This is a genomic window from Streptomyces sp. NPDC058665 (assembly GCF_042714995.1).
Classification (GTDB): domain Bacteria; phylum Actinomycetota; class Actinomycetes; order Streptomycetales; family Streptomycetaceae; genus Streptomyces.
Genome location: NZ_JBHXRX010000026.1, coordinates 1 through 22,480, shown reverse-complemented (window position 1 = coordinate 22,480; position 22,480 = coordinate 1). Strand labels below are relative to the sequence as shown.

General features: G+C 66.2%; 26 protein-coding genes and 1 tRNA gene. 22 read left to right on the top strand and 5 right to left on the bottom strand.

Features of this window, described 5'->3' with window-relative positions; all coding sequences use genetic code 11:
• Together ACFWV8_RS18775 and ACFWV8_RS18770 are read right to left on the bottom strand one after the other, a co-directional pair.
• The gene (locus tag ACFWV8_RS18775) at positions 1-1,515 is read right to left on the bottom strand and encodes a family 43 glycosylhydrolase (protein ID WP_384203070.1); all 1,515 of its coding nucleotides are present in this window, start codon (positions 1,513-1,515) and stop codon (positions 1-3) included.
• 175 nt (positions 1,516-1,690) lie between these two features.
• A complete protein-coding gene (locus ACFWV8_RS18770) occupies positions 1,691-2,305 on the bottom strand; it encodes a hypothetical protein (RefSeq protein ID WP_384203067.1) in 615 nt (204 codons plus the stop codon).
• 287 nt (positions 2,306-2,592) lie between these two features.
• Between ACFWV8_RS18770 and ACFWV8_RS18765 the strand changes: the two genes are divergently transcribed.
• The 3 genes from ACFWV8_RS18765 to ACFWV8_RS18755 all read left to right on the top strand — a co-directional run bounded on the left by ACFWV8_RS18765 (position 2,593) and on the right by ACFWV8_RS18755 (position 5,322).
• Positions 2,593-4,380 carry a sensor histidine kinase gene (locus tag ACFWV8_RS18765; RefSeq protein WP_384203064.1) on the top strand — a complete coding sequence of 596 codons (1,788 nt, stop codon included), beginning with the start codon at positions 2,593-2,595 and terminating at the stop codon, positions 4,378-4,380.
• A gap of 100 nt (positions 4,381-4,480) precedes the next feature.
• On the top strand, positions 4,481-5,134 hold the full coding sequence (locus tag ACFWV8_RS18760; RefSeq protein ID WP_384203061.1) for a response regulator: 654 nt from the start codon (positions 4,481-4,483) through the stop codon (positions 5,132-5,134).
• A gap of 101 nt (positions 5,135-5,235) precedes the next feature.
• A tRNA-Ser gene (locus ACFWV8_RS18755) sits at positions 5,236-5,322 on the top strand.
• A 162-nt stretch (positions 5,323-5,484) separates the two neighbouring features.
• On the opposite strand, the gene ACFWV8_RS18750 is transcribed toward ACFWV8_RS18755, so the two are convergent.
• Positions 5,485-6,240: a GntR family transcriptional regulator gene (locus tag ACFWV8_RS18750; RefSeq protein ID WP_384203058.1), complete on the bottom strand. Its 756-nt coding sequence runs from the start codon at positions 6,238-6,240 to the stop codon at positions 5,485-5,487.
• A gap of 78 nt (positions 6,241-6,318) precedes the next feature.
• Here ACFWV8_RS18750 and ACFWV8_RS18745 point away from each other — a divergent pair, with 78 nt between their 5' ends.
• The 5 genes from ACFWV8_RS18745 (at position 6,319) to ACFWV8_RS18725 (ending at position 8,390) form a co-directional block, all read left to right on the top strand.
• Positions 6,319-6,597: a hypothetical protein gene (locus tag ACFWV8_RS18745; protein ID WP_384203267.1), complete on the top strand. Its 279-nt coding sequence runs from the start codon at positions 6,319-6,321 to the stop codon at positions 6,595-6,597.
• 12 nt (positions 6,598-6,609) lie between these two features.
• Positions 6,610-6,921 (top strand): hypothetical protein, encoded by a 312-nt coding sequence (locus ACFWV8_RS18740; RefSeq protein WP_384203055.1) that lies wholly within the window; start codon positions 6,610-6,612, stop codon positions 6,919-6,921.
• A gap of 199 nt (positions 6,922-7,120) precedes the next feature.
• Positions 7,121-7,345 carry a hypothetical protein gene (locus tag ACFWV8_RS18735; RefSeq protein ID WP_384203054.1) on the top strand — a complete coding sequence of 75 codons (225 nt, stop codon included), beginning with the start codon at positions 7,121-7,123 and terminating at the stop codon, positions 7,343-7,345.
• The gene (locus tag ACFWV8_RS18730) at positions 7,342-8,085 is read left to right on the top strand and encodes a GntR family transcriptional regulator (RefSeq protein ID WP_384203051.1); all 744 of its coding nucleotides are present in this window, start codon (positions 7,342-7,344) and stop codon (positions 8,083-8,085) included. The genes ACFWV8_RS18735 and ACFWV8_RS18730 overlap by 4 nt, the downstream gene beginning before the upstream one ends.
• Positions 8,082-8,390, top strand: a complete 309-nt coding sequence (locus ACFWV8_RS18725) for a hypothetical protein (RefSeq protein ID WP_384203048.1) — start codon at positions 8,082-8,084, stop codon at positions 8,388-8,390. The genes ACFWV8_RS18730 and ACFWV8_RS18725 overlap by 4 nt, the downstream gene beginning before the upstream one ends.
• Before the next feature lie 282 nt (positions 8,391-8,672).
• Here ACFWV8_RS18725 and ACFWV8_RS18720 read toward each other — a convergent pair whose 3' ends face one another.
• A complete protein-coding gene (locus ACFWV8_RS18720; RefSeq protein WP_384203045.1) occupies positions 8,673-9,152 on the bottom strand; it encodes a hypothetical protein in 480 nt (159 codons plus the stop codon).
• Between the two features lie 716 nt (positions 9,153-9,868).
• Here ACFWV8_RS18720 and ACFWV8_RS18715 point away from each other — a divergent pair.
• Together ACFWV8_RS18715 and ACFWV8_RS18710 are read left to right on the top strand one after the other, a co-directional pair.
• Positions 9,869-10,786 carry a hypothetical protein gene (locus ACFWV8_RS18715; RefSeq protein ID WP_384203042.1) on the top strand — a complete coding sequence of 306 codons (918 nt, stop codon included), beginning with the start codon at positions 9,869-9,871 and terminating at the stop codon, positions 10,784-10,786.
• Positions 10,787-11,354: 568 nt separating this feature from the next.
• Positions 11,355-13,388, top strand: coding sequence for a hypothetical protein (locus ACFWV8_RS18710; RefSeq protein WP_384203039.1), 2,034 nt, complete (start codon positions 11,355-11,357; stop codon positions 13,386-13,388).
• 338 nt (positions 13,389-13,726) lie between these two features.
• On the opposite strand, the gene ACFWV8_RS18705 is transcribed toward ACFWV8_RS18710, so the two are convergent.
• Positions 13,727-14,191, bottom strand: coding sequence for an NUDIX hydrolase (locus ACFWV8_RS18705; RefSeq protein WP_384203036.1), 465 nt, complete (start codon positions 14,189-14,191; stop codon positions 13,727-13,729).
• Positions 14,192-14,209: 18 nt separating this feature from the next.
• Here ACFWV8_RS18705 and ACFWV8_RS18700 point away from each other — a divergent pair, with 18 nt between their 5' ends.
• From ACFWV8_RS18700 to ACFWV8_RS18645, 12 genes are all read left to right on the top strand, one after another.
• Positions 14,210-14,989 (top strand): GntR family transcriptional regulator, encoded by a 780-nt coding sequence (locus ACFWV8_RS18700; RefSeq protein WP_384203033.1) that lies wholly within the window; start codon positions 14,210-14,212, stop codon positions 14,987-14,989.
• A gap of 139 nt (positions 14,990-15,128) precedes the next feature.
• The gene (locus ACFWV8_RS18695; RefSeq protein WP_384203030.1) at positions 15,129-15,488 is read left to right on the top strand and encodes a hypothetical protein; all 360 of its coding nucleotides are present in this window, start codon (positions 15,129-15,131) and stop codon (positions 15,486-15,488) included.
• A 2-nt stretch (positions 15,489-15,490) separates the two neighbouring features.
• The gene (locus ACFWV8_RS18690) at positions 15,491-16,846 is read left to right on the top strand and encodes an FtsK/SpoIIIE domain-containing protein (protein WP_384203027.1); all 1,356 of its coding nucleotides are present in this window, start codon (positions 15,491-15,493) and stop codon (positions 16,844-16,846) included.
• Positions 16,847-16,929: 83 nt separating this feature from the next.
• Positions 16,930-17,115, top strand: coding sequence for a hypothetical protein (locus ACFWV8_RS18685; RefSeq protein ID WP_384203024.1), 186 nt, complete (start codon positions 16,930-16,932; stop codon positions 17,113-17,115).
• Positions 17,115-17,780 carry a DUF2637 domain-containing protein gene (locus ACFWV8_RS18680; protein WP_384203021.1) on the top strand — a complete coding sequence of 222 codons (666 nt, stop codon included), beginning with the start codon at positions 17,115-17,117 and terminating at the stop codon, positions 17,778-17,780. The genes ACFWV8_RS18685 and ACFWV8_RS18680 overlap by 1 nt, the downstream gene beginning before the upstream one ends.
• 17 nt (positions 17,781-17,797) lie before the next feature.
• Positions 17,798-17,983 carry a hypothetical protein gene (locus ACFWV8_RS18675; protein ID WP_126931169.1) on the top strand — a complete coding sequence of 62 codons (186 nt, stop codon included), beginning with the start codon at positions 17,798-17,800 and terminating at the stop codon, positions 17,981-17,983.
• Between the two features lie 5 nt (positions 17,984-17,988).
• A complete protein-coding gene (locus ACFWV8_RS18670; protein WP_003967784.1) occupies positions 17,989-18,180 on the top strand; it encodes a mobile element transfer protein in 192 nt (63 codons plus the stop codon).
• 12 nt (positions 18,181-18,192) lie between these two features.
• On the top strand, positions 18,193-18,348 hold the full coding sequence (locus ACFWV8_RS18665; protein WP_010060553.1) for a hypothetical protein: 156 nt from the start codon (positions 18,193-18,195) through the stop codon (positions 18,346-18,348).
• Positions 18,349-18,375: 27 nt separating this feature from the next.
• Positions 18,376-18,696: a SpdD-like protein gene (locus tag ACFWV8_RS18660; RefSeq protein ID WP_384203017.1), complete on the top strand. Its 321-nt coding sequence runs from the start codon at positions 18,376-18,378 to the stop codon at positions 18,694-18,696.
• A gap of 91 nt (positions 18,697-18,787) precedes the next feature.
• Positions 18,788-20,203, top strand: coding sequence for a replication initiator protein RepSA (repSA, locus tag ACFWV8_RS18655; protein WP_384203014.1), 1,416 nt, complete (start codon positions 18,788-18,790; stop codon positions 20,201-20,203).
• Positions 20,197-20,418 (top strand): helix-turn-helix domain-containing protein, encoded by a 222-nt coding sequence (locus ACFWV8_RS18650; RefSeq protein ID WP_384203011.1) that lies wholly within the window; start codon positions 20,197-20,199, stop codon positions 20,416-20,418. The genes repSA and ACFWV8_RS18650 overlap by 7 nt, the downstream gene beginning before the upstream one ends.
• A complete protein-coding gene (locus ACFWV8_RS18645; RefSeq protein ID WP_384203008.1) occupies positions 20,418-21,560 on the top strand; it encodes a tyrosine-type recombinase/integrase in 1,143 nt (380 codons plus the stop codon). The genes ACFWV8_RS18650 and ACFWV8_RS18645 overlap by 1 nt, the downstream gene beginning before the upstream one ends.
• Positions 21,561-22,480 lie beyond the last annotated feature (920 nt).

Here is a 22,480-nt window from a genome sequence, read left to right as displayed (position 1 = left end):
TCACCTGCGGCCACTGACCGCCTTGTCGACGGAGACGTTGTCGAAGGCCGCGGCGGTGTTGAAGACCCGTACCCCGTTGGCCCCGCTGCCGTACGTGGCATCGGTCACCGAGATCTTCGGCGTGGCCATGTCGTCGACGTACACCTTGATCGCGGAGCCGACTGCCGAGATCCGGATGTGGTGGGACGGCCCGGCGGAGCGGGACAGCTGGGCTGAACCCAACTGTGTCCAGGAGTCGTTCGCCCTGCCGAGCACCACCTTTCCGTTCCGGCTGATGCCCGCGTAATAGCCGGTGTAACTGTCCACGCCGACCGACGGTCGCGTCGCGCGGAACACCAGACCCGCGTCACCGCGCCCCGAGGTGACCTTGACGTCGGCGTCGTAGGTGAAGTCGGCGAAGTTCGTGTCGAGCAGTGCCTTGCCACCCGGCGAGCTCTCGGCCCGATAGCGTCCGCCGTCGGCCGACCAGGACCCGCCGTAGGTCTTCCAGCCCAGGGCGTTGCCGTCGGCGAAGTTGTCCCCGACCCGCATCGTGACCGGTTCGATCGTGCCGTCGGCGTTGAAGTACATGCGGTCGTAGGCGAGTTGGCGGTTGTTTCCGGCGGTCTCGCTGAGCGGCCTGCGGTGATAGACGATGTACCAGATGTCCGTGCCGGGCACATTGACCACGGAGTTGTGGCCGGATCCCTTGGCCACGGCGGGGTCTTGGGCGAGTACCTTCTCAATCTTGGCGAAGGGCCCGGTCGGTGAGTCGGACATGGCGTACGAGACCGAGTAGTCCGGACCGGTCCAGCCTCCCTCGGACCACATCAGGTAGTACTTGCCGTCGCGCTTGAACATCTGCGAGCCCTCGACATAGTCGGCGGGCGTGATCTCCTTGTACGTGCTGCCGTCGGCGAAGGTGCCGAGGCTGGTCATGTCGTCGTTGAGTTTGACGACGTTCGCGTGGCCCCAGCCTCCGTAGTACATATAGGCCTGACCGTCGTCGTCGATGAAGACGTCCTGGTCGATGGGCTGGGCGCCGTTGTGGAACTGCCCGATCAGCGGCCGGCCGATGGCGTCGGAGTACGGCCCTTCCGGCTTGTCCGCGACGGCGACGCCGATACCGCCGAGGCTGTCGTTGTTCTGGATGTCGTTGGCCGCGAAGAACAGGTAGTACTTCCCGTCGCGCTCGACCGGCGCCGGCGCCCACACGGCGTACTCGGCCCAGGAGATGTCCTCCGTCGTCAGCACATCGCTGTGCTTGGTCCAGTTGACCATGTCGGTCGACGAGAAGGCGTCGAGGTACGTCTGCTCCCCGTACGCCCTCGACGTGGTCGGATACACCCAGTACGTGTCGTCGTACACGGCGATGTCCGGATCGGCGTACCACCCGTCGACGAACGGATTACCGGCGCCGATCTCCGGCTGTCCGGGCACCGCGACGGCGGCACTGGGCGAGAACGTGGCGACCAGACAGCCCGCGAGCAGCGCGGCCATGGTCTTCGCGTGGAATCTGAGCATTCGAGCGTTCATCGTCGGCAGCTCCGCATATGGGGGTCGGCAGCACGAACACCGGTCTCGGAAGAACATTCCCGCACACTAAGTAACAGGAACGTACACGTTCCATCAATGCTGCCCGTCCGGCTGAGGGGGCGTCAATAGCCGGTGAAATACGCATCGTTCGGGGCCCGCGCCGGCCGTGCGCGGGTCAGCGAGATTCGAGCGCGTCGAGTGCCACGGCCTGGGTGATGGCCAGGCGGCGGTCGATGTCGGGGGCGAGGATGTCCAGTACGTACCGGTCCCGCAGCCCGAACTTCTTGTCCACCGCCATCAGTCGCTTGCCGCTCTCGGTGAAGTCGAAGTGGTACGGCCACAGGAACGGCACGAAGTCGGTGAACGGCAGCAGCCCCCAGATCCGGCGCACCACGCCCACCACCCGGTTGCGCTCCTGGCCAATGAGGTCCATCGTGCCCGGCTGCCGCACGTTCCACGTCGTGCGCGCCACCGAGGCGAGAGGGTCCTGACGGAACGACCCGATGATCTGGCCCGTCCCGCTCCGCACCTCGTACTCGGCCCCGATGTCCAGGACTTGACTGGCCTCGAACGTGGACAGGACGCTTTTCCTGGACTCGTCCGTGTAGATGGTCATCTGTTCCTTGAGCGATATCCGCTTCTGCTCGGCGAACGCCACGACCTCGCCGTCGGAACCGTCAGGCCGGGCCACGGTCACCACGTAGCGGTTGGTCGTGAGGCTCATCCGCTGCCGGATGTTGAACCGCTCGTACGCCTGTATGTCCTCTGCCCGCATGCGTGTGTTGTCCATGTGACGCCACGTCTCCCGCTTCTTTTCTCTCCGGTACTGCCCGGCGCGCACCGCCCCGGTGTGTGCCGCCCGCCGGGCGTTCCCGCTCGGCCGTCCCATCGTCACCGCGGCGGCGGGCCGGGCGCAGTCGCCGGAAGTCGCGGCCCGCGGCGACGAAAGGTGGCGGGGGCGAGGGTGCGGGCGATCCGGTGATGTCCAGGCTGGTCACGCGTTGTTGACTTTCGTCGTACGGCGGCACGACGGAGGAGCGATGCCGGCGGCTCCGGGGCGCTGCCTATCGTTCATCCGTGGAATCGAGAGTGGAACAAGCAGACGCCGCCCGCCTCGCACGGACCCTCCGGCGCAGGCTCACGGCAGGGGTTCCCTGGAGCACGGGACGGATCGTCGGGGAGAGCGTGCTCGCCATCGCCCTCGCCGGGTTCGCGGGGCTGGTCGACGGCGTGGCGGCCGGGTTCGGGGGACGGACGCTCGCGGTCGCGGCGGGCGTCGCCCTGCTGTCGGTGGCCCGGCGCTCGCTGCCCGCGACGGTGCTGGTCCTCTCGGCAGCCCTGGCCGGGGAGTTGATAGCGGTGACCCCTCTGCTGGTCTACGCGAGCTGGTCGGCGGGCAGCCGCATCACGAAACCCTGGCGCGTGGCCGCCGCGTACGGTGCCGCGCTCGCACTCAATACCGCGCCCGCTCTTCAGGACGACATCAGCACGGCGTCCGGTCTGCCACTGCCCGTCGAGAGCGGGCTGGGCGCGGGGGCCTTCCTCATCTTGTCGATCGTGCCGGGGCTCGCCGCCCGCTACCGGGCACAACGCCGGGCGCTGCTGGAGGCGTTGCGGCGGAGCAACGACCATCTCGTGCGTGAGCAGACGGTGGTGGCCCGTGAGGCGCGCCTGCTGGAGCGCAACCGCATCGCTCACGACATGCACGACAGTCTTGGCCACCAACTCGCGCTCATCTCGGTGCACGCGGGCGCCCTCCAGGTCGATCCGGAACTGACCGATCGCCAGAGGGAAGGGGTACGGATCCTGCGGGAGGCCTCCGTCACCGCCATGGGGGAACTGCGTGAGGCCGTCGGCATCCTCCATGGGGCGGCCACCGACGGCAACGGCGGGGAGGGCGACGGGGATGGCGGTAGGGATGGCGGCGGGCAGCCGGTTCCCCGGACGGTCGCCTCCATCGACGGTCTGGTCGCCTCGTCCCGGGCCGCGGGCGCGACGGTGGAGCTGCACCGGTCGGGCGTCCACCGGCCGCTGGCGCCCGCCGCCGACCACGAGGCGTACCGCATAGCCCAGGAGGGCCTGACGAACGCTCACAAACACGCGCCGGGCGCCCCGATCAGGCTCTCCTTGCGCTACGAGCCGGACAGCCTGGTGGTGGAGGTCGCCAACGGGCCGGTGCCGGGCGGCGGTTCGGAGGCACCGGCCGCCATCGGTGGCCAACAGGGGCTGAAGGGGCTGCGGAAGCGGGTGGCGCTCGTCGGCGGCATGGTGCACACCGGCCCTACCTCGGACGGTGGTTTCCGTATCGCGGGAATGCTGCCGTACGGCGGTAGCGGCGCCGGGAGTGGTGGTGAGGCGGGGGACGGCGTGTACGGCGGGGACGGCGCGACCTCCGGCGGACGGGCGAACGACTTTGTGGGGCAGATACCGCCGGGTGCGGTGGACCACGGTGGAACGGTCACCAATCGTTCCCAACCGCAGACGGAGTTCACCACCACCATGAGCACCAGGAAAAACGTGGCCATCGGCTGCGCCGGCACCGCCGTCGTCCTCATCGCCGGAATCATCGCCTTGGGGGTGTGGGGAGTGGGCGCGCTCAAGGGCGAGTTCGAGAAGGCGGAGATATCGCCGAGTGTGTACGAGTCGGTGAAGGTCGGCGACCCCGAGGCGGACGTGCAGGGCAAGCTGCCCGACGAGGACTCGGCGCTGACATCGGACCTGAAGGACCAGGGCCCGGCCCTGCCCGAGGGCGCGAGCTGCCGCCACTTCGTCTCCGCTGCCGACGACCTCGACACCACGACGGTCTTCCGGTTCTGCTTCCGCGACGGGAAGCTGGTCGCGAAGGAGACCTACAAGGCCGTGTGAATGACTGCTTTCGCCCCTCTGCGCGATGCGTCGGACCGGTCCAGGGCATGATGGCGAGGCCACGCCATCCGCTTCATGACCAACACGCGCAGGAGGCTGTGTGATCCGGGTCCTCGTCGCCGACGACGAGCCGCTCATCCGGGCCGGCATCAGGATGATCCTCACCTCGGCCGACGACATCGACGTGGTCGCCGAGGCGGGGGACGGCCGCGAGGCGGTGGACAAGGCCCGGGGCAACGCCGTCGACGTGGCCCTGCTGGACATCCAGATGCCGGTGATGGACGGGCTGACGGCCCTGGCCGAACTGGGCCGCGCCGCCCCGAAGGTGCGGGTGCTGATCCTCACGACGTTCGGCGAGCGCGACAACGTGCTGCGGACGCTCGGCCACGGCGGCGCGGGCTTCCTGCTCAAGGACTCCGCGCCCGGCGAACTGATTCAGGCGGTGAGGGCCGCGGCGGCCGGCAACGCGTACCTCTCACCCGCGGCCACCCGGCACGTCGCGGACGCCCTCGCCTCCTCCGAGGCGACGACCCGCTCGGAAGCCGCCAGACGCCGCCTCGACGGGCTGACCGGCCGGGAACGCGAAGTGCTCGTCCTGCTCGGGGAGGGCCTGTCCAACGCGGACGCGGGCAGACGGCTGCACATGAGCGAGGCCACGGTGAAGACGTACGTCAGCCGCATCCTGACCAAACTCGCCTGCACCAACCGCGTCCAGGCAGCCCTCCTCGCCCGCGACGCGGGCCTCCACACGTGAGGCCCGCCCCCGGTCCCCCGGACGAGGAACAGACCACCGCCACGATGAACCACCCACAGCCGGTACGCTGTACCCGCTCCGCCGCTGGTGGGCGGGGCGTGGGTGGGTTGCCCGAGCGGCCTAAGGGAACGGTCTTGAAAACCGTCGTGGCAGCGATGTCACCGTGGGTTCAAATCCCACACCCACCGCAGGTAAACGGCCCCTGACCAGTACGTATGGTCAGGGGCCGTTGCCATGCCCGCTCCCTGCCGGTCACCGCTGTTCCCCCTGGTTTCCCGCTCTATCGGGCACGCAAGGGGCACGCGGGGGGCACGGCCATGCAGTGCTTTGGAGGTGCCGAGGACTGCCCGCTACTGGCTGATCGGGATCTCGTAGACGATCTCGCAGTGCGCCGCGGGCACCACGATGTCGGCCGTTTCCACGGGTCGGCCTTGGTCGCTGTAGTACGTCCGCCGGATATGCGTCACGAGTGCGGCCTTCTGGATGCCGAGTAGCGACGCCTCCTCGGCGGTCGCCTGCCGCGGCTCCGGCTGCTCCACCGCATGGCTGACGGTCACTCCGATCACGGCCATGCGGTTCACGACACCAGCCCCGGCGTGCGGCCCTCCCTCGGGGAGGACGACGAGTGTGCCGCCGGTGAGGTCGTACGGCTCCCAACTCGTCGACAACTGCACCGGCCTGCCGTCCGCCAGAAACTCGTACGTCGTCCGCACGCACAGCTCGCCCTCGACAGTCCCGAGCCGCGCCGCGATCTCCGCCGGGGCCGGCACCTTCGCGTCGGTCCGGCTCTCCCAATCGCCCTGCCTGCCAAGTGCCTTCATGTCCCCGCGGAACGGAGACCCACCCGGCTGCTCACGCGCCGATGACCGGACTACCCGCACCCGCTGCCGGGACTCGGCGACGTACGTGCCCGATCCAGCCCGGCCCTCCAGTACTCCCTGGGAGATCAGCAACTCCTGTGCCCGGCGCACCACGTTCTCGCCCACGCCGCACTCCTGGCCGATCTGTGCGCGGGAGGGGAGGCGGTCCCCCGGTCCCCAGACGTGCTCCGCGATGCGCTGCCGGAGTTCTTCGGCGATGCGGAGATAGGGCGGCTGCTCAGGCATATGGAAAATCTAGTCCACTAGGTCTAATCTAGTTAACTAGCTTCACTGAAAGTGATCGATGGTGACGGAGGCTGCCCTGTGCCCGGTTCGGGAGTTAGCGCGGCGGCCATCGCTGCCCGGCTGTCCGCCGTCGGCCTCCTCGCACGCGTAGAAGAGCACGCCCGGTTCACGTCGGTCGAGGCGGAGGTGCCGAAAACGCTCTCCGTCGAGACATGGCGGGAGGTTCTGGAAGTGGTGGCTGAGGCCGATCGATTCGGGCTCCTGGCCACCAGCTTGAACGGCCGCACCTTATGGGCGGTCGTACGCAAAACGGTCCCCACGACGGGCGATGTCGGGGGACCGGGCTATCAGCGATAGGAGCTGAACAGCGTGCTTAACCGTATCCGCCGTGCCGCCTCGCTCTACAGAGAGCGATACTTCCCCAGGGGTCGGCATCGCCGCCCCTTAACGCCCTCTCGGCCGTTGGTCGCACCCACCTCCGCCGCACCGGCTGACGCGTCGACCGTCGACCTGGGCCGGGCTTCCGACGGCGCTGTCCACCGTCGCCCGCTGAGGGGTGAGGACGTTGCGCTCGTCCGTCCGTACCTGCTGGCGTGGGAAGAGCGTGCACGGACGCGAGCGGTGATCGTCGCGCCTCGTCTGCCGGCCGATGCCTGGTCGGCCCTCGCGGGGGTTCGCTGATGCCCCCTCGTCGACAGCCGAGCGGTGCGGACACCACTTCCGTCCCCTACCGCTCGATCGCGTGCCGGATCGGCACCCACCCCTCCTGCGTTGAGTCCTCCCCGTTCTTGGCGCCCGTCGACGTCCCGGTGATCTATGAGGCGTGTGACTGCCCGTGTCACTCGACGCCCGACCGGTCCGCGCCCGTGGATGTGACGCTGTGAGGCCTCAAGTCCCCGGCGGTGCACTGGTTTCCCACATCGAGGTCACCGCAGCCACCGTGCAGCGCGGCGACATCATCCAACTCGGCGGCCACGCATGCCGGGTGAGAGACCTCTCTCAACTCCCCCAGGGGGCCAAACAACTGGTCTTCGAGTCGGGCGAGCTGCTGGCCATACACACGCGTACCCGGCTCGTCGCCGTGCGACTGCTGAGAAGGCGGTGACCGGCTCCGTGCCCTCTCGTCACCATGACATCGCCGACGATCTCCGCCACCAGATCTCGACGGGCAGCATCAAGCCCGGCGAGCGCCTGCCGTCCGAAGCCGGCCTGGCCGCCAGGTACAAGGTCAGCACAGTGACCCTACGACGCGCCCTCGCTGTGCTCCAGTGCGAAGGGCTCGTCGAGAAGATCCACGGCAAGGGCAACTACGTCCGTCGCCCTCGCCGCAAGATCATGTACGTCGGCGGCTGGGGCACGCTGGACCCCTGGACCGCTGCTGAGCCAACGATGCGCGTCACGGTTCGCAGCACCACGGTTCCGGCCTCCGTGCACCTGACGACGCTACTGAAGGTGCCAATGGGCAGCCCTCTCGCGGAGTACTCCTGCCTCAGCCTCGAACAAGGATCGCCGCACGGCCTGGCCCGCATCTACATCCCGCGCGACCTGGCCCCGGCCGGAGTCCTCGACGACGACTCCGTGTGCCGGGAGGCAGCCACGAGATTCGCCGTCCTCGGCCCGTCGCCGGCCACCGTCCGAGAGACGGTCTGCGCCCGCTCTCCCACCCCGGACGAAGCGTCGGCCCTCCGGATCGGATCCACCACGGCCGTCCTCGCGATCACCCGCATCGCCACCGACTCCACGGGCCGCGTCATCGAAGCCGCGCTCCTGGCCTTCCCCGGAGACCGCGTCGATGCCGTCTTCACCGCTCACCACGTGCTCGACGAGAGGCAGACCCAAGGATGACAGCACCGAACGAACTGCGGCTCCTCCCGTGGTCGGGCCCGGGGGACAAGCCCTGCTACCTGAGCACCGACGACCCGGACGGTTACATGTCCCGCCTGGCGGACAATATCGAAACAGTCCAACTCGACACGGCGAACGAACTGTTGGAGGAGGCTTCAGAAGCTCTCGACAACCGGGACACGTCCCTTGACGAGATGCGGTGCCTGGTCAAGGAGCTGACCGGAGCTCTGCGGGACATCGTCCGTGTCGCAACGAGCCGCGGTCGCCTCCTGGCAACGAGCGATCCGCGTGAGTCCGCCCATTGATCTACGGTCCTGCCGAGCAGCACAGCAAGAGAGGCCCATGGCTCTGACCAGCTCAGGCGCCATGGGCTTCGGGCTGTGTTGGCCGACATCCGTCGACCTTGGACGGTCTGAGGACTGCATCATCCCGAACCAACTTGGGATGACCGCGATGCTTGGCTGCTGTATCTGCCACCTGCGTTGATGGTCCGCTGGCGTCCATGGTTGTTCGTGGTCGTGCCAACGGGTGCGCATCTGGTGCGGACCCGTCTGCGGCTACGGGCTACCGGCCCGCCGGGTTGCGTGTCACCGTGCCGTGATCGACTTAGCCGCCCCAAGATCAACGCGCATGACGGTGCGGAGCTCGGACACGGCAGCATCGAACCTCTCCTCCAACTCCGCATAGGCCGCGTCATCGACCGAGGCACCTGCCACGAGCAGGTCTCGGGTGTCCCTCAGAACCACGAACGCTGATCGTGAGGCTTCCACGATCTCCGGTGGTGCGACGATGGCCAACTGGTGGCGGATCTCGTACGCCCCAGGCGTCAGGAACATGTCACGGACTCTCCGCGGCCGCTCGGCGGCTGGCATGTCCTCCTGGGCGCACTCATTGAGCCCTGTGCGGATCCGTGAGAGAGCGGCTGTGTAGTCGGCATACAACTGCCGTCGCACATCGAGGTCCTGGCCGGCACGGTCCCTGCGCCACCTGGCCCGATCAGCGAGCAAGGTTGAGCCAACCCCGATCGCTGCACCAAGTGCCGTACTGACCAGCGGTATCCACTCCATGACAAGAGAGGCTAGAACCTACTCCTGTCGCCCACCCGGCGGTTGCGACTAACGGCTGAAGCCCGTGCAGCTACGGAGCTTGCGAAGACGGAGCGCTGCCTTGTAAGCCTGGCACCGACCACAGGACGGTCTTGGCTGGTCAGCCGCCATACACCAGCGCCATGTCAGGCGGCGCGTGCTTGCGCGGCCTCACACCCCAATTGACCGCGGCTGACTGCTCAATCAGGCATGGATCTGGCACGCGCAACGAGGCAGCGCCACCAATCCTCACGGTCGACCGTCGAACGCTGTCTCTCGGGGCCTAAGCCAGGTGGCCGGCCCTCGCCCGACGCCTACGGGTCAGGCAGGCCCGAAGGGAGAGGCGTAGTCGACTATTTGCGCGCAGGTGCACTGTTTTCCACAGGCACCGACGCGAACTGCCGGAGATCAATATGCTGCCGTCGACGCTCATGCCCCCTTGACCGACACTCGGTGCGGGCCGATCAGGGGGACATCAAGGGAGCTGTAGAGGGGCAGTGACAGCCATGATCCAAGGGCGGCAAAGGGTGCCGACTCTGATGCTATGGACTGCAACCCCCCTGCATGGGGCGGCACCTGCGCCCTCCTCCAGGCTGGCCCGACTGCCAGGCGCATGGAACTGCGCAAGTGACGTGACCCGTCGTAGAAATCGATACGAGTGGTTACATTGCGCGACCTCTGATCGTTACAGTGCTCTCGTGATCAGAGAGCAATGGGACGGCGGCGAGTGGGAAGAGCACTGCCGGCGCCTACTCGCCATGAGGTACGACTCCAAGATCCAGTTCATCCCAGCGCGTGACGGCGGGGATGGGGGACTAGAAGCCTTCCGGCTCGATGGTGTCGCGTATCAGTGCTATGCCCCTGAAGAGGCATTTTCTGTCGATTCGCAGACCAAGAGTCAAAAGAAGAAGATCTATACGGATCTCAAGAAAATTTGCGACGACGTACCAGGCACATGCCGACTGCTGGGCGAAATCCGCTTGCATACATGGATCTTGATGACTCCTCAGTTCGACAGCCGCACTCTAGTTGAGTATGCCCGGAAGAAGAGTCATGAAATACTAAACCTAACCCCTGCTCCCGCATGGCGCGCTGACACCTTCGAGATCCTAATCATTACCGATGAGGAATTTGCGGCGGAGCGAACAAGATTGTTTGGCGAGGTGGACGCCAGGCTAAATATTGATATTCCGAGGGTCGATGATTCTTATTTCGCGTCCGCTGCGGGCACTGAAATAGGGGAGCGGATCGACGCTAAGCTGTCTATTGACCAAGTAATGGCATCGGATCCGGAGTTCCTCGCCGAATGCAGAAATGAAATGATTGCTGTCTTCTTTCGAGGGCAGGGTCAGATGGAGTTGCTGCAAAGGGACTATCCGACCCTGTATCAGGCAGTCGATCGCAGACTTAAGAATGTTTTGTCGACGTTGACGATGACTGTCGCGGGTATACGGGAACCTGGTTTTGAGGTGATGGCGACATTGGTGCGCAAGCTAACTGACGGGCTTCAAACAGACGCACCTGGTCTCTCAAGTGTCTTGTGTGAGCAGATAGCCTGGTACACCGTGGCGGACTGGCTAATCCGATGCCCGCTGAAATTCAGGAGGGTTGCATGACCTCTTGGCGCCCAAGCCAGTTTTCATTCGCCCCGAATGATGGAACAGGGGGCGGTGAAGTCGTCGATATCAGAGGTCTTCCCACTCATGTTCCGCTCTCCCCCATCGAAGCTTTCCCCGTAGCTCTCCCGGTACCTACGCGGAGAAGAGCAGCGTGGCGAGTTACGATGGCTACTCTAATTCTTGGTTCTTGTCGAGGTAAAGCGGCCTCTATAGAGCAGCTCCATTTCCTGATGTGGGCTATTTCGGGTGAGGAAAACATGCGGTTGTTCCTCTCCGCTTGGAACTCGAACGACTCTCGTAAACTGCCATTGCGGCGCCTGAGCCCAGATCTCGCCGATACGCTTGCCATTGCTCGCGCGGAGGGACTGATAATGGAAAAGGGCAAAGCTAGGTTCGTCCTGCTCTCTAAGGGGGAAGAATATCTGCGCCTTATCGGAGCAGATGATGGCGTGCTTGTAGAAGAGAAGAGGTTTCTTGCTGGGCTCAGGCCCATATCCGCTACACGAATGTGGGAGAGGTTGGGAAGAGTCCAGCCGCCAACGGGGGCTGCTGCGAGGGGGAACACGTGACAATCAAGCTGGTTGAACTTGAGGTTTGTTCGCGAACTACTGCGGGTAATTTGCGGTACTCGGCAACGTTCGGCGATGGATTAAATGTCCTGGCTGCCCCCAATAGCTTCGGTAAGTCTACCTTCCTTCAAGCTGTTATTTACGCTTTGGGATTGGAAGGCATGTTTTCAGCTGGGCGCAAACCGCCATTCGGCCCAGCAATGTTGTCTGTAGCGGATTTTCCAGATGGGACGCGCGGCCGAGTGCGCGAATCATGGGTCACGTTGACCGTGGCGAATGGTCACGGACACGTCCTGCGCTCAAAGAGGTTTGTCGTATCTGACGAGATCGACATTTTTCTGGTTCAAACATGGCAGGCTCGAAGTTATGGAGCTCTACATGAGGCCAGGCGAGTCGATATGTTTGTTCGTCAGCCTGGCTCTGCTGCCCGTGAGCTTGGATTCCATCACGAGCTCGCCCGTTTTATAGGGTGGGATCTGCCAATGGTCCCTGGGTTCAACTCTGCCGAGGTCTCACTGTACGTTGAGTGCCTCTTTCCGTTGTTCTACGTTGAGCAGAAATCTGGTTGGTCGGGCGTTACACCGAGAATGCCTACATACCTTCGGATTCGAGACATGCTCCGCAGGTCGGTCGAGTTCATTTTGGGGCTATCGACTTTGGACCGGCTTCGGGCTGTCGCTGCCCTGCGGGCGGAGGAAGACAGCCTCAGGACCTCATGGCAGCTTTGCGTTCAACGGGCTTCCGAGGCGGCGGGCACAATGCAAGCACGGCTTTCATTCTTGAGTGAAAATCCTGTAACGCCCACTCGTCACCAGGACGCTGTGGCTGAGGTTTTTGCGAATGGACAATGGGTTCCACTGCAATCAGTCATTGCACCGTGGCGTGAACGGCTTCGACACTTGGAATCATCCACTCTAATTCCAGCCGGTCAGCGAACAGATACAGCGCGTGCTGAATTGACGACTGCGGAGGGCGAACTCAGGAAGCTCGGAGCGAGTCTGCGATTGATTACAGAACAGCTTAATCTGGTTCGCAATGACGTGGATCTGCTGGCTTCCCGACTGGCTTCATTGAATGCAGAACGGGAAAAGCTGCTAGATCTTCGAAAGCTACAGAGGATGGGAAGCGGTCTCGAGATCGCGGCAATTTCCGATGATTCTTGCCCAACGTGTGGGCAGTCTCTGGATGGGCGCGAAGTAGGCACGGGAGTCGCTGCAGATATCGACCAGTCGCTACTTGAGAACGAAGCGGAAAAAAGCACACTCGAGTCTGTGCGGGATGCGGCATCGCAAAGGCTCAATTCCCTAGACAGGGATAGGCGAGCGGTAGAGTCTCTGATCAATGACTCTCGTCAGAGAGTGCGGCATTTGCGTGATGAGTTGGCAGGGCCTTCTGCCAGTCCAAGTAAGGCTCAGGTGCAGGAGCAGGTCCAGTTGACCTCGACGATCGATCAGGGGGTGCGAATCCTTGATTTTATCGAAGATGCGAATGAAATGCTTCGCGAAATGGCGGACAAGTGGCAAGATGTTCGTGACCGAATGAGGGATCTAGGTGATAATGCGACGAGCCCTGAAGATCAAGCGATCGTGGCGCGATTTCAGCAGAGCTTCAGGGAGCAGCTAGCCGATTATGGCCTTCGCAGCATTCCTCCCAATGAAATCTCGATTGATCCTGAAACGCTCCTGCCGGTAAATGATGGTATGGAGTTGGCGTTCGATTTAACTATGGCGATTAGTGCGTCGGATATGATCCGAACCAAGTGGGCGTATTATGTTGCCCTATTTGAAGCTGCGCGGGTGTCAAGTAGAGGCCAGCATGCGAAATTGTTGATTTTCGACGAACCTCGGCAGCAGGAGACCGATCGGGGTAGCCTCTCGGAGTTTGTGAAAAGGCTCAGTTCGGGCGCTGCAGCCGGTTGCCAGATCATTTACGCAACTAGTGAGGACCCGAGGGAGCTTCAGCAGGTCTTGCAAAACGTGCCTTACAGCATGCTTCCTGCGTCTGGAAGCCATCTGTTGGCGCCTCAGTAGGAGCAGCCAGTTAGCCAAGGTCGGCGGAGCTGCTTTGGGCTGGAGCTGCTTTGGGGCGAGTGATCATGGCCCCGTAAGCTTCCGGCGAGTCGGGCAGTCTGTGGACCTGCCCGTTAAAGCACGACGTGGGGGCCATGATCTTAGAGGCTCGCCCCAAAGTGGCTGCCTAAAGCCGTGGAGCCGACCGCACCAGCCACAGAGGGTGTCTCCCCAATTCATGCCCGCAGCCGAGCGCGCCGCCTGGCGCGGCCAGCCGGGGCGGAGACAGGAGGCAGGCCGCGCCGCTGAGGCGGCGCGCGCCCGCGCTGTGCGCGGGCCTTGATGAAGTAGAGAAAGTCTTATCCCGCTGTGGTGAGTTGCTTGCCGTCGTGGCTCCGCACGTGAGGGCCGTTGCCGTCCAAGGCGTCCAGGAGACGGACCGCGTAGACCTCGGACATGCGCTCGCTGACCTCGTCCGGCGTGAGCCAGGAGACGGCTGTCGACTCGCTTGATGTGCGCTCGGTGCCGCCGGAAGGCTTGCAGCGGAAGACTAGGGCGACGATGCCTCGGGTCGTGTTCTTGTAGACGCCGGTGAGGTGGTCCACCTCGACGCGGATGCCTGTCTCTTCCCAGACTTCGCGGGCGACGCCGGCTTCGGGGGTCTCGTCGAGTTCGAGGATGCCGCCGGGGAGCTCCCAAGCGCCGTTGTCGGCTCGGCGGATCGCCAGGAGGCGGCCGTCCTCGCGCACCACTACTCCGGCTACGGACACGGAGTGCAGGGGAGAGGGTGTCGCTTCCTGTGGTTGACTCATGTAGAGGAGCATAGGAGGCAGGGAAGGACTATGGGAACTGCGGCGGGAGGGGCCGGTTCCGGGCCTCGGTATGTGCAGATCGCTGATGACCTCGTGCAGCAGATCCGTGCGGGGGTTCTCAAGGCTGGCGACATGGTGCCGAGTGAATCCGAGCTGGTGGACCGCTACGGCGTCTCCGGCGGGACGATCCGTAAGGCCATGGTCGAGGTGCGGGCGAGTGGGCTCGTCGAGACCCGGCACGGCAAGGGCTCGATCGTGAAGAACCGGCCCCCCGTGCGGCACCGCTCCTCCGATCGCTTCCGGCGCTCGCTCCGGAAGGGTGGCCAGGCCGCCTACCTCGCCGAGTCTGCACAGTCCGGCGCCACCGCGAAGGTCAGCGTCCTCTACATCGGCCCCATGGACGCGCCCGAGGATGCCGCCGAGCGCCTGGGCGTCCCCGTCGGTGCGCAGGTGTTGGCTCGTCGGCGCCTCTACTTCCGTAACGGCACCCCGGTCGAGACCGCCTCGTCCTACCTGCCCTGGGACGTGGTGAAGGAGATCCCGGAGCTGTTCGCCGAGAACCCCGGGGGCGGTGGCATCTACGCCCGACTTGAAGACCACGGGCATAAGTTCGCGGAGTTCGTCGAGACGCTGCAAGCCCGCCCGGCCTCGAAGTCGGAAGCGTCGGAACTGGCGCTCAGCCCGGGTGCGCCCCTGGTGCATCTGATCCGGGAGGCCCGTACGACCGCGGGTCGCGTGGTCGAGGTGTGCGACACGCTCATGGCCGCTGACCAGTTCGTTTTCGAGTACCGGATCCCTGCTGGCGACTGACGCCCGCTCAACTCCCCGCAGCCCGTCGCGAGTTCTTCTTCGCGGCGGGTTGACTCATGTATAGGAGTGATGCACTCTTCTTCATGTCACTCATATGCATGAGTGGCGGAGTTCAACATCTATAGAGGAGTGATCTGCTGTGCGTCAGATTCCCGTCGACACCTCCAGCGCGGTCGTGATGGTCGCCAAGACTCCGAAGGCCAAGGTGCGTGACCGTCGCACCGGTGAGATCGCCACCGACATGGAGACCGGAGCTCAGCTCATGACGGTGGACGTGATGTTCGCGGCGAACGAGGAGGTGGAGATCCTGTCCGTCACCGTTCCGGAACCCGGGATCAGCGGTGAGCTGTCCATGGGCACGCCGGTCGCGCTCACCGGCCTGGTCGCACGTCCGTGGGAGAACGACTTCAACGGCCAGCGGCGGCACGGCATCGCGTTCCGAGCGGTCGCCGTCACCTCGCTCGCCGATGTCGCCGCCACAGGGTCGAAGGCGGCCTGATCATGACCGCCTTCACGGTCGCTCTGGTGCTGGTCGTCGCCGCTGCGGGTCTCCTGCGGTGGCAGCGGCCCGCCTGGTACTGGCTGGCCTTCGGGGTCACTTTGGCCGGGCTGCGGGTCTTGGTCCGGTACCGCTCGGTCATGGACGCGTGCGGGTTGACCGTTCCGCCGGCGCGGTGGCGGTTATCTCTGGCTCGGGCCACCAGCCGGCCGATACCTGAGCCCCGCCCACCGCGTATCCGGCGACTGCGGCCGACTCGCACCGGCCTGGTCCTCCGACTCAAGCTCCGTCCCGGCCAAGACGTCTTCGACATCGCTGCGGCCTCGGACCGGCTTCGGCACTCGTTCTCGATGTTCGGCGTGACCTCGCGTGAGGTGCGGTCCGGTGTCGTCGAGGTGCGGATGACCGGGTACGACGTGCTCAAGCGGGTGCAGATGCCTGCTGAGACGGAGGCCCGGGCGATGCGGGTACCGGTCGCCCTTCGGGAGGACGGGTCGGTGCACTACCGCGACTACCGCGCGATACCTCACGCCCTCACCCTCGGCGCCACGGAGTCCGGCAAGTCAGTCTACCAACGCAATCTGGTCGCCGGCCTTGCTCCTCTGGACGTTGCCCTCGTCGGCATCGACTGCAAGCAAGGGGTCGAACTCTTCCCGCTGGCGCGCCGGTTCTCAGCGCTGGCCGACAGCCCTGACACCGCTGCCGAACTCCTCGATGCACTCGTGGCGCGGATGGCGGACGTCTACCGCCTCATCCGTACCCAGCAGCGCATCACCGTCGATGTGCCGGACGCGGAGATCGCCGCCGACATCTGGGACCTGCCTGATGAGCTCCGCCCGACCCCGGTCGTCGTCCTGGTCGACGAGGTGGCCGAACTCGCCCTGTACGCAACGAAGGAGGAGGAGAGGCAGCGGGACCGCATCATCACCGCCCTGGTCCGTCTCGCGCAGCTCGGCCGCGCCGCCGGTATCTACCTCGAAATCTGCGGACAGCGCTTCGGCTCCGAACTCGGCAAGGGCATCACCATGCTCCGCGCCCAACTCACCGGCCGCACTGCCCACCGTCTCAACGACGAGACCTCAGCCAACATGGCCTTCGGCGACATCGCCCCGGACGCGGTCCTCGCCGCCATCCAGATTCCCGCCGAACTGCGAGGCCTCGCCATCGCGGGAGACGCGTCCGGCGGTTGGCACCGCATCCGCGCTCCGCACACCTCGCTCCGCCAGGCCGTGAACCTCTGCAACCGGTACGCCGACAGGACCCCGGACCTGGCTGAGCTGGCCCCCTTCCGGCCCGCAATGACCGGTACCGCCACCGATCTTGCGCCATCGGCGAAGGCCTCTCCGGCCACCGCCTGATCTCTCTTGCCCCCACCCGGTAGGCGCGACCGTCTTCGCGCCGAGTCCCTACCACTGCCATGCCCAGAGAAGGGAGAACCGCCATGTGCCCCGACTGCGAGGACTTCGCCCGGACCGTGCTTCTGCTCGGCCAACTCGCTCTGTACGCCGACATGGTCGGCGCCGACCTCGACTTCGTGGACGTCGTCAGCCCGTCCCTCGCCGTGTCGCTGCCGGAGCCGCCGCCGGGCACGTTCCCGGACGACTCCGCCCCCGCTGAGGACTCCTGATGGGCGCCCGGCACGGTCTCCGGATCGACGCGGTGTTGATCCAGGCGGTTATCGCCGGAGCTCTGTCCTTCGCGCACCTGCACGACCTCGCCGCCGCGGCCGGACAGGACGGCTGGAAGGCATGGGCCTACCCGGTCAGTGTCGACCTGCTCCTTGTCGCCGCCTGGCGTCGGCTGCGCAGCGAGGGTCCGTCTCGGTTGGCCTGGTGCTGGTTCCTGATCGCCCTGTTCGCGTCGCTCGGCGCCAACGTCGCCACCGCCGGGTTCCTCGACCTGGCCGACCCGCCGGCCCCGCTCCGGCTCGGCATCGCCGGATGGCCCGCACTCGCCTTCCTCGGCGGCACTCTCCTCGCCCACTCGTCGGGGAAGCCGGAGCCGGTTCCTCCAGCCGCTGTAACGGAGTCGAAGGACGTCGCGCCGACGCGTGTGCCTGACGCCGCCCCGATCGCATCCCAGACCGATGAACCCCCTGCGACGAAGGCCCTGTCCTCGCCCCCGGCCCCGTCCCCGGATACGCCCGTTCCCGCCGTGCTGATCGACCACGCCCGCAAGGTCGCCGACGAGTACCGCACCCGCACCGGATCACAGATCGACACCGACACTCTCCGCTCCCGCCTCGGTGTTCCGCCCCACCTCGCCGACGCCATCGCCGCCCGCCTCAGCTGACCGCAAAGGGAACTGAGATGACCCACGATCCCGCCGACCTGACCGTCGCCGACTACCTCGACGGAGCGCGTGAGATGGCCGCAGCCGGACGTCCCTTCCTCGCCCACCTGCTCGCCGAGGAAGCCGCACGGCGCGTCGACGACCCGGCCACCGCCCGCAGCATCCGCGCCCAGTACACCGACCCGACGACCGACAGGGGCTGACCGGTATGCCCGCCCGCGACAGCTTCCACTCCGTGATGCGTATCGGCCCCGTGCAGATCGGCACCCACCGCGACCGCACCGGCCGCACCGCCCACGCCGCCGTCTGCACTGCCGATCGCTGCGGCTGGTCCGCCGACTACTCCAGCCGGACCGCCGCCCAACTCGCCGCCCGTACCCACCGCTGCACCGTCCGTTAGGAGACAGCGTCCATGGACGTCCCCCTCTGGATCGCCCTGCTGGTTGTCGGCTACCTCGGCATCAAGCTCTTCCGCCCGCCGGTGTGGCTGATCTGCGTGCTCCTCCTCGGCGGCTACCTCCTCGCCGACAGCCTCTTTGCCTCCGTCATCGACACCGCCGTCAAGTAACCCGCGCCCGGGAGAGGAGAACCACCCATGTTCCAGCCCAAGATCCCGACCATGCCGCAGCCCACCGGCCTGGTCACCCTGCCTGCCGTCATCCAGCCGACCACCGTCACGCCGGGCACGCCGGTCCAGCCCTCGGCGCCCACCACTGCCCCGGTGCCGTCCCGTCCGGTCGTCCAGCTCACCCCGGGCACCGCGTTCGCGCTCGTCGGCGCCGGCACCGCCGTGGTCCTGGTCGTCGGCACGGTCCTGGTCTCGCTGCTCCTGGCGGTCGCCGTCACCAGCGCCTCGGTCGCGGTCTGCGCGGTCGTCCTGCGCTCCCTGATCGCCTCCGCCGCCAAACGCCGCTGACCGGCCCCCGGGCCGCCTCGATACCGCCAAGCATCCGCCGCCCGGGAGCCGTCCCCACCGATCGATCTCCCTACCGGAAGGAACCCCCAGCATGGCCCACCGGGCCTCACCCTCGACACAGAAGCCGTCCATGCCCGCCCTACCGCTCGACCCGGCTGTCCTCGGGGACGTCCTCCGGGCGGCCTCGGCCTCCGACTACACCCGCTGGGAGGACCAGATCCGCCGCACCGGCGGCTGCGCCGACCCGGTTCACCTGAGCGGCTGGGTCACCCACAAGGACAAGACCACCGGCGAGACCCTGCACCGCTACTCCACCGCGTACGAGCCGGGCGGGCGCCTCCGTATCGCCTGCGGCAACCGCCGCGCCTCCCGCTGCCCCTCCTGTGCCTGGACCTACGCGGGCGACACCTACCACCTGATCCGCGCCGGCCTCGCCGGAGACGACCGCCGTGACATCCCCGCCGCCGTCCGCGACCACCCCCGCGTCTTCGCCACCCTCACCGCCCCGTCGTTCGGCCCGGTCCACAACCGCCCCGACCGTGGCACCTGCCGCTGCGGCAACCCGCACGCCACCGACGCCCCGGACCTCGGCACCGCCCTTGACCCGAACACTTACGACTACGCCGGCGCCGTGCTCTTCAACAACCATGCCGGGCAGCTCTGGCAGCGCTTCACCACCCGGCTCCGCCGCGAACTCGCCGTCCGCGCGGGCATCCGGCGCCGTGAACTCGGCGACCATCTCCGCCTGTCCTTCGGCAAGGTCGCCGAATTCCAGAAGCGTGGAGCCCTCCACTTCCACGCTGTCGTACGCCTCGACGGCCCGGACGGACCCGGCACACCGCCACCCGCCTGGGCCACGGTCGACGCCCTCACCGACGCGATACGCGCCGCCGCCGCGCACTCGTACACCTCGGTCTCCGTCCCGGCTGCCGGTGACCAGCCGTCCCGGACGTTTCGTTGGGGCCGACAGCTCGACGTCCGCCCGGTTAAGGCCTTCGGCGACGGCTCCGACGTCACCGAACAGGCGGTTGCCTCCTACGTGGCCAAATACGCCACCAAATCCGCCGAGAACACCGGAACCCTGGACCGCCGCATCGGCGAACTCGCCGAACTCGACCGCCACCGCGTCCCCGACCACACCCGTCGGCTCATCACCGCATGCCGTGAGCTCGACAGCCTCTATCCGGACCGGCGCCTTTGGGCCTGGGCGCACATGCTCGGCTTCCGCGGCCACTTCTCGTCCAAGTCCCGCGCCTACTCCACCACCCTCGGCGCCCTCCGCCAGGAACGCACCGACTACCGCGCCGCTCAGGAAGCGCTCGCCCTCGGCCTCGCCGACCGCGACCCGGACACCGTCCTCGTCCTGACGGGTTGGCAGTACGTCGGCCACGGGCACACCCCCGGCGAAGGGGCCCTTGCCGCCACCATCGCCCGTGACCTCCAGACCAACCGTGACACCGCCCGCGAGGCACTGAACGGTCGCGCCGCTGACGAAGGGGAGTGGTGACCGTGGACCGACTGCTCACCGTGGGCCAGGTCGCCGAACGCCTCGGCACCGGTCTCCGCTTCCCGCGTCGGCTCATCGAGGAACGTCGCATCGCGTTCGTCAAGGTCGGCCGACACGTCCGCATCCGGGAGAGTGCCGTGGACGAGTACGTCAGTGCCCACACGGTGGAACCGATCGTCCTGCGGCCCACCTCGCCGTACCGGCGGGCTGCCTGATGGCCGGCAAGCGCACTTCCCGCCGCGCCTTCGGCCGGATCCGCAAGCTGCCGTCCGGCCGCTTCCAGGCTCGATACCCGGGGCCTGACGGCGTGCTGCGTGCTGCTGATCGAACGTTCGCCACCACGACGGACGCCGATCGTTGGCTGGGACGGAAGCGCATCGAGATGGAAGAGGGCCGCTGGCTCGATCCCGCCGAGGGACAGACCACCGTCCGCGACTGGTCGGCTCGCTGGCTCGCCGCTGTCTCCCCGCAGCTGAAGCACAAGACACAGGCGTCGTACCGCTCCCTGATCAACTCCTTGATCATTCCGGCGCTCGGTGATCGTGAGCTGTCCAGCCTTCGGCCGATCACCGTTGCCGAATGGGTCGGCTCGATGAAGACCCGGGGTCTCAGTGCGTCCCGGATCAGGCAGGCGTACCGGGTGCTCTCGCAGATCATGCGGGCGGCTGTCGACAACGAGATGATCGGGCAGACGCCATGCAGGGGCGTGAAGTTGCCTCGGATGCCGCAGACCGAGCCGCACATCCTCACCCCGCTGGAAGCCTCACGGATTGTGCGGAGCGCGACGAAGCCGCATGATCTGCTGATCTCCTTGCTCGCCTACGCGGGTCTGCGGGTCGGGGAGGCGTTCGCGTTGCGGCGAGCGGACATCGATGTGTCCGGCGGCCTGGTCCTCGTCGATGAGAACCTGGCCGAAGCGAATGGCACCCTCGTCTTCGACACTCCCAAGTCCCATCAGAGGCGGGTCCTGCGGATCGGGCCGTCACTCGCGGCGCGGATCGGCCGGCACTTGGAGACGCTGCCCGGCGGGGAGGACGCTCTCCTCTTCGTCACGCCTGGCGGCAAGCCCCTGCGCTACAACCAGTGGCGCAAGGCGTACTTCGATCCCGCCGTGGCGGGCGCCGGGCTCACCGACGTCACGCCGCACGATCTCCGCGCCTCGCACGGGACGTGGGTCGCCGACCGGTACGGCGTGATGACCGCCGCTCACCGCCTCGGGCACTCGAACGCGAGCGTAACCACTCGGCACTACGCCAGGCCTGTGGTTGGTCGCGACGACCAGGTAGCGGAAGCTGCGGACGGCTGGCTCAGCGGCCAAGAAGGAGACGATGTCACTCCGGAGTGTGGGCCGATCTGAGCAGGCGGACACCCGGTACGGCGGGCGGCAGGCTCCCGGGTCTGGGCAGTCTCCACCGGACAAGTGCATGACAACTAAGTGTAATCGGTTGAATGTGTTGTGTAGTCTTTCTGCTGCTAGCGGGGCACTGTCCGGCTAGCACAGGTATGCCTGGCCCAAAACCAGCGGCAAACCCTGACAGCTACAGAGAAAGACGTAGATGTGAAGATTGCCCTGGTCATGCTCGTGATCGTTTTCCTGCTAGCGCTCGTTGCAGGACTTGCGGCCTCATTGGTTGCGGTCCAGCTAGGCGAGTCACGTACAACGGTTATCGAGTGGGGAGGTAAGTGCGCAGTTGGCGTGGCCACACTCGGTCTCGCAACTGTTGGTCTTCTCCTCCTCCATACCTGAAACACGCTGCCCCGGCGATCATTTGCCGGGGCAGCTCACATGACCACACCGTGCCGTGCGTGTTCTGCGGAGCGGCCTGGGGCACGTAGCGGGCACGACGGTGATGACGAGGGCTCGGCCAAGGTGCTGATGACCCGTCTGAGCTGCGGGGCAGGGGTAGGCGCCCCTGATCGGCAAAAGGTCTTGAAAACCGTCGTGGCAGCGATGTCACCGTGGGTTCAAATCCCACACCCACCGCGCAGGTCAGCGAACGCGCTGGTCAGAAGGGGCGCCTCCAACTTGGAGGCGCCTCTTCTGCGTTGAACCTGTCTCACTGCTTCTCGCCTGTGGACCACTATGGATCAGTGTCTGTCCCCCAGGCGTCCCCCAGATTCTCGGTGACGTCTGGAGCGAAGCCGAGGGCTCTCGGTCGGCGACAGGCAGACCCGGGGCGTGGTCGGCAACTCCACTGCTGGGAGAGCTGAAGCTCTGACCCAGTGGCGCAGGTCTGAGTTCAACTTTTTCTACGGTCAAGGCGGCTCGCTCCGCTC

Excerpts from the sequence above, each read along its gene's own strand:
- ACFWV8_RS18775 (WP_384203070.1), bottom strand. The coding sequence starts at position 1,515 with ATGAACGCTCGAATGCTCAGATTCCACGCGAAGACCATGGCCGCGCTG.
- ACFWV8_RS18770 (WP_384203067.1), bottom strand. The coding sequence starts at position 2,305 with ATGGACAACACACGCATGCGGGCAGAGGACATACAGGCGTACGAGCGG.
- ACFWV8_RS18750 (WP_384203058.1), bottom strand. The coding sequence starts at position 6,240 with ATGCCTGAGCAGCCGCCCTATCTCCGCATCGCCGAAGAACTCCGGCAG.
- ACFWV8_RS18725 (WP_384203048.1), top strand. The coding sequence starts at position 8,082 with ATGACAGCACCGAACGAACTGCGGCTCCTCCCGTGGTCGGGCCCGGGG.
- ACFWV8_RS18720 (WP_384203045.1), bottom strand. The coding sequence starts at position 9,152 with ATGGAGTGGATACCGCTGGTCAGTACGGCACTTGGTGCAGCGATCGGG.
- ACFWV8_RS18705 (WP_384203036.1), bottom strand. The coding sequence starts at position 14,191 with ATGCTCCTCTACATGAGTCAACCACAGGAAGCGACACCCTCTCCCCTG.
- ACFWV8_RS18700 (WP_384203033.1), top strand. The coding sequence starts at position 14,210 with ATGGGAACTGCGGCGGGAGGGGCCGGTTCCGGGCCTCGGTATGTGCAG.
- ACFWV8_RS18690 (WP_384203027.1), top strand. The coding sequence starts at position 15,491 with ATGACCGCCTTCACGGTCGCTCTGGTGCTGGTCGTCGCCGCTGCGGGT.
- ACFWV8_RS18685 (WP_384203024.1), top strand. The coding sequence starts at position 16,930 with ATGTGCCCCGACTGCGAGGACTTCGCCCGGACCGTGCTTCTGCTCGGC.
- ACFWV8_RS18680 (WP_384203021.1), top strand. The coding sequence starts at position 17,115 with ATGGGCGCCCGGCACGGTCTCCGGATCGACGCGGTGTTGATCCAGGCG.
- ACFWV8_RS18675 (WP_126931169.1), top strand. The coding sequence starts at position 17,798 with ATGACCCACGATCCCGCCGACCTGACCGTCGCCGACTACCTCGACGGA.
- ACFWV8_RS18670 (WP_003967784.1), top strand. The coding sequence starts at position 17,989 with ATGCCCGCCCGCGACAGCTTCCACTCCGTGATGCGTATCGGCCCCGTG.
- ACFWV8_RS18665 (WP_010060553.1), top strand. The coding sequence starts at position 18,193 with ATGGACGTCCCCCTCTGGATCGCCCTGCTGGTTGTCGGCTACCTCGGC.
- ACFWV8_RS18660 (WP_384203017.1), top strand. The coding sequence starts at position 18,376 with ATGTTCCAGCCCAAGATCCCGACCATGCCGCAGCCCACCGGCCTGGTC.
- repSA (WP_384203014.1), top strand. The coding sequence starts at position 18,788 with ATGGCCCACCGGGCCTCACCCTCGACACAGAAGCCGTCCATGCCCGCC.
- ACFWV8_RS18645 (WP_384203008.1), top strand. The coding sequence starts at position 20,418 with ATGGCCGGCAAGCGCACTTCCCGCCGCGCCTTCGGCCGGATCCGCAAG.